Here is a 4,483-nt window from a genome sequence, read left to right as displayed (position 1 = left end):
CTTCGCCGACGGCATCACGCATCTCTTCGAGCAGGGCGTGACCAGCTGTCTGGAGCTGGGCCCGGACGGTGTGCTGTCCGGGATGGGCGCCGACACTGTGCCGGAGATGGCGTTCGCCCCGGTCCTGCGCAAGGACCGCGACGAGACCGCCTCGCTCATGGAAGCCCTGGCGCAGGTGTATGTCCGGGGTCATGCGGTGGACTGGGCTGCCCTCCTCGCCCCGTCCCGTCCCCGGCTGGTGGAACTGCCCACCTACGCCTTCCAGCGAGACCGCTACTGGCTGGAGGCGGCCCCGTCCGCCGGCGACGTGACGTCGGCGGGCCTGGGCGCGGCGGATCACCCCCTGCTCGGCGCGGCGGTGACCCTGCCCGACTCCGACGGCTGTCTCTTCACCGGCCGTCTGTCGCTGGCCTCCCACGCGTGGCTGGCGGACCACGCGGTGCTGGGAGCCGTCCTCCTGCCCGGCACCGCCTTCGTCGAACTCGCCCTCCACGCCGGTGGCCGCGTCGGCTGCGGTCGGGTCGAGGAACTGACGCTCGAGGCGCCGCTCGTACTGCCGGAACACGGCGGCGTCCAGGTACGGGTGTCCGTGGGTGACGCCGATGCCTCCGGTGCCCGGGCCGTGGCCGTGCATTCGCGCCCGGACGGTGACGACACCCCGTGGGTCCGGCACGCGACGGGCCGGGTCGCGCCCGACGAGGCGCGCCCGGAGCACGGGGTGCGGATGTGGCCGCCGCACGACGCCGAGACCGTGCCCCTGGACGGGTACTACGAGCGGCTCGCCGGAACCGGACTCACCTACGGCCCCGTCTTCCAGGGCCTGCGGGCCGTGTGGCGGCGGGGAACCGAGGTGTTCGCGGAGGTCCTGCTGCCGGAAGACACCGAACCCGCGGCGCACCGCTTCGGTGTGCACCCGGCCCTGTTGGACGCCGCCCTGCACGCGATGGGAGCGGCGGCCGGTCTCACGGACGCGTCCGACGAGTCGGCCGGGGTCGTCCGGCTGCCCTTCTCCTGGAGCGGTGTGTCGGTGTACGCGACCGGGGCCTCCACCCTGCGCGTGCGCCTCACCCCGGGCGGAGCCGACGGCTCGGACCTGTCGATGGAGGTGACGGACCAGGCCGGCGGGCCGGTGGCCGCGGTGCGATCGCTGGTGACCCGCCCCGTCTCCGCCGAGCAGATCAGCGCCGCGGGCGGTGTGCTGCACCGGTCGATGTTCCAGCTGGGTTGGAGCCGTGTACCCGGGGCCGAGGTGCCCGGGCGGCCTGCCGGGGCCGCGCCCGCCCTGCTGGGCGGGGCCGGGCCGGCGTCCCGGGACGTGTGGGCGCAGGAGGCGTTCGACCTGACCTCGTTCCACGAGGACGTCGACGCGCTGTGCGCGGCGCTCGACGAGGGTGCGGCCGTGCCTCCGCTGCTCGCCTGCGTGCTGCCGTCCGCACCCGGTGTGCGAGCCGACGAGGTCGGGCACGCCGTGCACCGGGCCCTGGCCCTGATCCAGGGCTGGCTGGCCGAGGAGCGTCTCGCCGACTCGCGGCTGCTGATCGTCACCCGTGGTGCGGTGACGGTCGAGGACGCCGGTGACGTCGCGGATCTCGCGGCGGCCGCCGTGTGGGGCCTGGTGCGGACCGCGCAGACCGAGCACCCCGGCCGTTTCCTGCTGGTCGACCTGGAAGCCGGTACGGCCGCCGCCGAGTCGGCGCGGCCGTCGGAGCTGACGGCCGAGGACCTGTCGCTCCTGGCCGCAGCCGCGTCCTGCGGCGAGCCCCAGATCGCGGTCCGGGGCGGGAGCCTGCTGGTCCCGCGCCTGAACCGGGTCCGGACCACCGGGACGGCGCCGGAGCCTTCGGCGACCTGGGACCCCCAGGGCACCGTCCTGGTGACCGGCGCCGCCGGCACGCTGGGCGGACTGGTCGCGCGTCATCTCGTCACGGAGGCCGGCGTCCGGCACCTGGTGCTGATGAGCCGCCGGGGCGCGGAAGCCGACGGCGCCCGAGCCCTGGCCTCGGAGCTGTCGGCCGCCGGCGCCTCCGTGACCTGGGCGGCCTGTGACGTGGCGGACCGGGCAGCGCTCGCGGACGTCCTGGCGGCCGTTCCGGCCGACCGTCCGCTGCGCGCGGTGGTGCACACCGCCGGTGTGCTCGACGACGGCGTCATCGACTCGCTCACCCCGGACCGCGTGGACGCGGTCCTGCGGCCGAAGGTGGCCGCTGCGGTCAACCTCCACGAGCTGACCGCGACGCTCGACCTGTCGGCGTTCGTACTCTTCTCGTCCGCTGCGGGCACCTTCGGCACCGCGGGCCAGGCCAACTACGCCGCCGCCAACGCGTTCCTCGACGCGCTGGCGAGGCGTCGACGCGCCGCCGGCCTGCCCGCCCTCTCCCTCGCCTGGGGTCTGTGGGACCTGGGCGACGGCATGGCCGGCGGCCTGGCCGGTGCCGACCTGCGCCGCATCGCACAGTCCGGTGTGCTGGGTCTGTCCGCCGAAGAGGGCCTGACGCTGTTCGACACCGCTTGCGCGGCGGACACGCCCGTGCTGATACCGATGCGCCTGGACACGGTGCAGGCCGGCCGCGGTGGCGACGTGCCGCATGTGCTGCGCGACCTGGTGCGGCCCACCAACCGCCGCTCCGCCGACACCGCCCGGGACGCGGGCCCCGCGCAGCTGCGCGAACAGCTCGCGGGCGTCTCGGCCGCCGACGGCGAACGGCTCGTGCTGAACACCGTACGCCGGAACGTGGCCGCGGTCCTGGGCCACGCGGAGGCGGAAGCCGTGGAACCGGGCCGGGCCTTCCAGGACTTCGGATTCGACTCCCTGACGGCCGTCGAGCTGCGCAACCGGTTGACCACGGCCACCGGTCTGCGTCTGCCCTCCACCCTCGTCTTCGACTACCCGACCCCCGCCGCCTTGGCCCGGCACCTCCACAAGGAACTGACCGGCCAGGAGGACGCCGCACGTCCCACCGGCCCCGCCCTCCCCATCGGTGTCACCGGTGAGGACGACGATCCCGTGGTCATCATCTCCATGGGGTGCCGCTTCCCGGGCGGCGTCGGCACCCCCGAGGAGCTGTGGCGCCTGCTCGCCGAGGGCCAGGACGCCATCTCGGGCTTCCCCGAGGGTCGCGGCTGGGATGCGGAAGGACTGTACGACGCCGACGCGGACACGGACGGCAAGAGCTACGTCCGTGAAGGCGGCTTCCTGCACGCGGCCGGCGACTTCGACCCGGCGTTCTTCGGCATCTCGCCGCGCGAGGCGCTGGCCATGGACCCGCAGCAGCGCCTGCTGCTGGAGACCAGCTGGGAGACCTTCGAACGGGCCGGCATCGACCCCGCTCACCTGCGAGGCAGCGCCACCGGCGTCTTCGCGGGCCTCATGTACCACGACTACGGCTCCCAGTTGCAGAGCATCCCCGAGGGCGCCGAGGGCTACCTCGCGACCGGTGGATCCGGGAGCATCGCCTCCGGCCGCATCGCCTACACCTTCGGCCTCGAAGGCCCTGCCGTGACCATCGACACGGCGTGTTCGTCGTCACTGGTGGCGTTGCACCTCGCGGCCCAGTCGCTGCGCCAGGGCGAATGCACGCTGGCCCTGGCGGGCGGCGTCACCGTGATGGCCACTCCCGCGACCTTCGTCGAGTTCAGCCGCCAGCGCGGCCTGGCCACGAACGGCCGGTGCAAGCCGTTCGCGGCGGGCGCGGACGGCACGGGCTGGGGCGAGGGCGTGGGCATGCTGCTGCTGGAGCGGCTGTCGGACGCCCGGCGCAACGGGCACCAGGTGCTGGCCGTCGTCCGCGGTTCGGCCGTCAACCAGGACGGCGCGAGCAACGGTCTGACGGCGCCGAACGGACCGTCGCAACAGCGCGTCATCCGGGCGGCGTTGGCGAATGCCCGGGTGCCGGCCACCGAGGTCGACGTGGTGGAGGCGCACGGTACGGGCACGAAGCTGGGTGACCCGATCGAGGCGCAGGCGCTGCTGGCGACGTACGGCCAGGACCGGCCGGAGGACCGGCCGCTGTGGCTCGGCTCGATCAAGTCGAACATCGGGCACACGCAGGCGGCTGCGGGTGTCGCGGGGATCATGAAGATGGTGCTGGCGATGCGGCACGGGCTGCTGCCGCAGACCCTCCACGTCGACGAACCGTCCCCGCACGTGGACTGGACGGCAGGAGCCGTCGAACTCCTCACCGAGGCCACACCGTGGCCCGAGACCGGCCGACCGCGCCGGGCTGGAGTGTCGTCGTTCGGACTCAGCGGCACCAACGCCCACATCATCCTCGAACAGGCTCCGGCCCCCACGGCGGACGAGGAGCAGCCGACCGCGGACGTCGAGCCGCCGGTGGTGGTGCCGTGGGTGGTGTCGGCGAAGTCTGAGGCGGCGCTGCGGGCACAGGCCGAGCGACTGGTGTCGTTCCTGGCAGGGCGTCCCCAGCTCGCCCCGGTGGATGTCGGATGGTCCTTGGCGGCGACGCGGTCGGTGTTCGAACACCGT

The 4,483-nt window shown here is 74.1% G+C and carries 1 protein-coding gene; it reads left to right on the top strand.

What is annotated here, in order from left to right; translation table 11 throughout:
• Positions 1-4,483, top strand: a 4,483-nt coding sequence (locus JHAT_RS33210; RefSeq protein ID WP_143660613.1) for a type I polyketide synthase, incomplete at both ends; no start/stop codon positions are given.

Origin of the sequence: Streptomyces sp. JHA26 (assembly GCF_002005565.1) — a bacterium.
In the GTDB taxonomy this organism is placed as follows: domain Bacteria; phylum Actinomycetota; class Actinomycetes; order Streptomycetales; family Streptomycetaceae; genus Streptomyces.
This window is presented reverse-complemented; position numbering and strand designations above follow the sequence as displayed.